The organism is Flavobacterium sp. (assembly GCF_021151785.1).
Taxonomy (GTDB): domain Bacteria; phylum Bacteroidota; class Bacteroidia; order Flavobacteriales; family Flavobacteriaceae; genus Flavobacterium.
Map to the genome: position 1 here is coordinate 1 of NZ_JAGKWP010000146.1, position 4,203 is coordinate 4,203.

A 4,203-nucleotide genomic window follows, 5' to 3' on the forward strand; every position below is an offset into this window, starting at 1 on the left:
ATTATAAATAGTACAACTTATAAAAAAATTGTTATTCATGCTCCGTTTAGATTGAGTAAGGATAAAATTCTTGAGAAAGTATCATCAAATATATCTCCTGAAATAGAACTATCAGTTTTAATAATTAATAACAAAACTGACCACTTCGGTTTTGATTATGCTAATAATGGATTAATTCCATTTGAGAGTACTTTTGTAAAACTTGCATCAGATGAATATTTAGTTTGGTTTGAAGGATTACAAAATAGTAATCCTAAAATTACTAAACGTTTTTCTAATCCTTTACTAATTAAATTTTGGTACACAAATAAAAGTGAACTATTTCAAAACTATACATACAAAGAAAATCTTTTACAAGATTGTATAAATTTATCTGGAGCAAATTGGCGTGGATTTAAAGCCAAGCAATTACCTGTATCTGTTTTTTACTGCCAACGTATAGCAGAATTTATTGGTAAATTTAGAGAGTATAAGTTAGAGCATATAGACATCAATAACCTTAAACCTTGGTTCTTATAATATGAGAAAGCAATTTGGGAAAGATAAAATTATTATCCTTTTGGGAGCTGGAGCAAGTTGTGATGCTGGAATTAAAAACTCTTATCAAATGATAACAGAGATTGAGAGTTCTTTGAAAGGTTCTTGGAAAGATTATAGTGAACTATATAATTATATTCATAGCTCACATTATCATTTAGAGAGAATTAAAGGTACAGATTCCAAAAACATATATTTTAATATTGAAAGTCTAGTCGGCTTATTAGACGCTATAATTCGAATATCTACGAAGGAAGTAGATATTTATCCATTTATTGGGAGTTGGGAAAAGGAATTACTTACTGTCGCAGGTTTAAAGCTAGAAAAAGCTCAGGAATTTAAGAGGTTAATACTTGAAAAGATGAAAAATAGCTGGCTTAGCCCTGAACAATTTATCGCTGATTCGTCTTATTACAAAAAAATTAAGGAGCTAGGTTATAATTACCCGTTGAAAATTTTTTCCTTAAACTACGATATGTCTGTAGAAAAGAATCTTGAAAGTAGCGAGATATTATTGGAAAGAGGATTTAATGAACAACGAATTTGGGATTATCGATTATATGAACCTAGCGAAGAGAAAGAAATAAATTATTTCTTATATAAATTACACGGCTCATTAGATTGGAAAAGAGATTCTGAAAACCGTTTGACATATACCGATAATATAAGTAATGTTGAGCCTTTAAAAATGGAAATTATTTTTGGAGTACAAAATAAGCTTCAATCATATGATCCTTATCTTTTTTATTTTTATTCATTTAGGGAAGCGTGTATAGATGCTGAATTAATTATAGTGAGTGGTTATGGTTTTTTAGATAAACATATAAATGATAATATAACCAGCTCCATTAAACTTGATGCAAATAAAAAACTTCTTGTAAATGTTTTTGAGAAAGATTTGGAGAAGTTTAAAAATGATATAGTCACAAAGCTTGGGATACAGGAAGCTAATTTATATTTGGAGAATAAAAGTGCAAAAGAATTCTTTAATGATAATTTTAATCTGGATTATTTCTCAACTTTATATAAAGATGAAGAAAGTGAAGATTCATTATTGCCATAAACTATAAAGAATTAATATTCACTATCATGGTAATAAAGATTTAATCATCAGCATTATTTTTTTCGTATTTGTTCCCTTATTTATTTTTCCATTTTACATACCATTTGCAGTGATGTAATATAAAAGAAAATAAATTGAAGCAGCAGAAACTGTTGCAATGATAAGCATATCAAATCGACAGCTACTCCTATACCTGCTGTACACCATATAGTAGCAGGTGTAGTTAAACCAGAAGACCTGTTTGCTGATTCATTTTTATAAATAATACCAGCACCCATAAAACCAATTCCCACTAAAACGTTGCTATAATTCTAGAAGCAGCAGCAACGTCTTCTAAATGCTCTCCAATTGCAGTAAATAAAGCAGCTCCCAAGCATACTTCTGCACACGTTCGAATGCCTGCACTGCTGCCATATTTTTCTCTGTTAAGGCCAATAATTGCACCTAAGATAAATGCGATTAATAATTTGGAAACTATTAATAGTCATTTGTATGTCTAATTACATGTTCATATATATCGTGTTATGTTTAGATATCTTATTTAATTTTTATGAGCTAGATTGTAAAATCTAGCTCATAATTTTGCTATAAACTATAATTTAATTTTTTGAATACGAACGGCATTCAGAATCGCCAATAGTGCTACTCCAACATCTGCAAATACAGCTTCCCAAAGCGTTGCTAATCCGCCAGCACCTAATATAAGCACAACCACTTTAACTCCAAAAGCTAAGGAAATATTTTGCCACACGATTCTTTTTGTGAGTTTTCCAATTTTAATAGAAGAGAAAATCTTGTAAGGCTGGTCGTTCTGAATCACAATGTCGGCAGTTTCTATAGTGGCGTCAGACCCTAGACCTCCCATAGCAATACCAGCATCAGCCAACGCTACAACTGGAGCATCGTTTACCCCATCGCCTACAAATGCTAACTTTCTGCCTTCATTTTTTAGTCCTTGAACCTTCTCAACCTTACCTTCAGGAAGCAAATCTCCGTAAGCGGTATCTATTCCCAATTTTTTGGCTACTTCATCCACTACAGCCTGCTTATCACCGGAAAGCATAACTGTTTTAATTCCCAGCCCATGCAGAGCTTTTATGGTTTCTAAGGCATCTTCCTTAATTTCATCGGCTATGGTTAGATATCCTGCATATTTGCCGTCTAAAGCTGTTACCACAATCGTGTCAGTGATGCTTTTGATCTTTTCATCGTATGCAATATTGAACTTGCTTAACAGCTTTAGATTACCTACTAATATTTCTTTACCATCTATACTTCCCTTAAGTCCATGCCCTGCAATTTCCTCTACATTTTCAGCATTAGGCAGTTCCTTAATTGCCGTATGATCTACTACAGCTTTTGCAATAGGGTGGGTGGAATGAGCTTCCAATGCAGCAGTATATTTAAGAAAGGTATCCTTATCAATGCCTGAAGGCTCTATCTGCTGTACTTTAAATACACCTTTAGTAAGAGTACCTGTCTTATCCATTACTACTGTATTTATATCAGTCATAACATCCAGATAGTTTGAACCTTTAAATAAGATGCCATTTCGGGAAGCCAATCCAATACCGCCGAAATATCCTAAAGGTATAGAGACGACAAGAGCGCAAGGACAGGAGATAACCAGGAAGACCAATGCTCTGTAAAGCCATTCATTGAAGTGATACTGCTCCACAAAGAAATATGGTATTACTGTAATAGCTAAGGCAAGGAACACCATGATAGGGGTATAAACCCGTGCGAACCTGGAAATAAATAATTGCGTCTTAGCCTTTCTTGCTGTAGCATCCTGCACCAGTTGCAATATTTTGGATAGCTTGCTGTCCTTAAAAAGAGCAGTCACTTTTACTTCTGATACGGTGTTCAGATTAATCATCCCGGCCAATACTGCTTCACCCTTATACTTATTGTCGGGCTTGCTTTCTCCGGTTAGTGCAGCAGTGTTGAAGGATGCCTTTTCAGAAAGAAGCTCTCCGTCTAACGCTATTTTCTCTCCTGATTTTATTTGAATGGTTTCGCCGATAGCTACTTCAGCAGGGTTTATTTTTTCTGCTTTGCCATTGCGAAGTACGCTTACTTCATCCGGACGAATATCCAATAACGCCTTAATAGACCTTTTAGCCCTTTGCACTGCAGCATCCTGGAATAATTCTCCAATTTGATAGAATAGCATTACTGCAACGCCTTCAGGATATTCCTTAATGTAGAATGCTCCAAGAGTAGCAATACTCATAAGCATAAATTCATTAAAGTAATCGTGGCGTGGAATGGATCGATATGCCTTTTTCAGCACTGGCCAGCCAATGAGAAGGTAGGGGATTAAATAATAAGCTAATCTGACATAGCTCTGAAAGAAATCCAGACGATGATATTTTGTTACCTGATGATCTGCTATTATTCCAGCAATAAGTAAGATAAAAGAAACAATGGCTGGAAGATATTTCCTGAATCCTTCGTTTTCTTCTTCCGCTGTTCCTTCAATGATATCATGATCGTCTTCTGTTTCCGAATCAGCTTGAACATTTTTAGGTTCCTGTTCATCGTCGCAATTTTTGCAGTTATCCTTATTCATAATTATTTTATTTATAGCTAGATTATTT

The 4,203-nt window shown here is 34.0% G+C and carries 3 protein-coding genes and 1 pseudogene; 2 read left to right on the top strand and 2 right to left on the bottom strand.

Annotated features, from left to right (window positions below; translation table 11 throughout):
* On the top strand, positions 1 to 519 hold a 519-nt coding region (locus tag QZ824_RS10865; protein WP_291276038.1), incomplete at its 5' end, for a hypothetical protein.
* 1 nt (position 520) lies between these two features.
* Entirely contained in the window at positions 521 to 1,600 is a 1,080-nt protein-coding gene (locus tag QZ824_RS10870; protein WP_291276039.1) for an SIR2 family protein, read from the top strand.
* An 80-nt stretch (positions 1,601 to 1,680) separates the two neighbouring features.
* Here QZ824_RS10870 and QZ824_RS11745 read toward each other — a convergent pair.
* Positions 1,681 to 2,078 (bottom strand): annotated as a pseudogene (locus tag QZ824_RS11745) (MgtC/SapB family protein).
* A gap of 114 nt (positions 2,079 to 2,192) precedes the next feature.
* Positions 2,193 to 4,175, bottom strand: coding sequence for a heavy metal translocating P-type ATPase (locus tag QZ824_RS10885; protein ID WP_291276042.1), 1,983 nt, complete (start codon positions 4,173 to 4,175; stop codon positions 2,193 to 2,195).
* Positions 4,176 to 4,203: the final 28 nt, after the last annotated feature.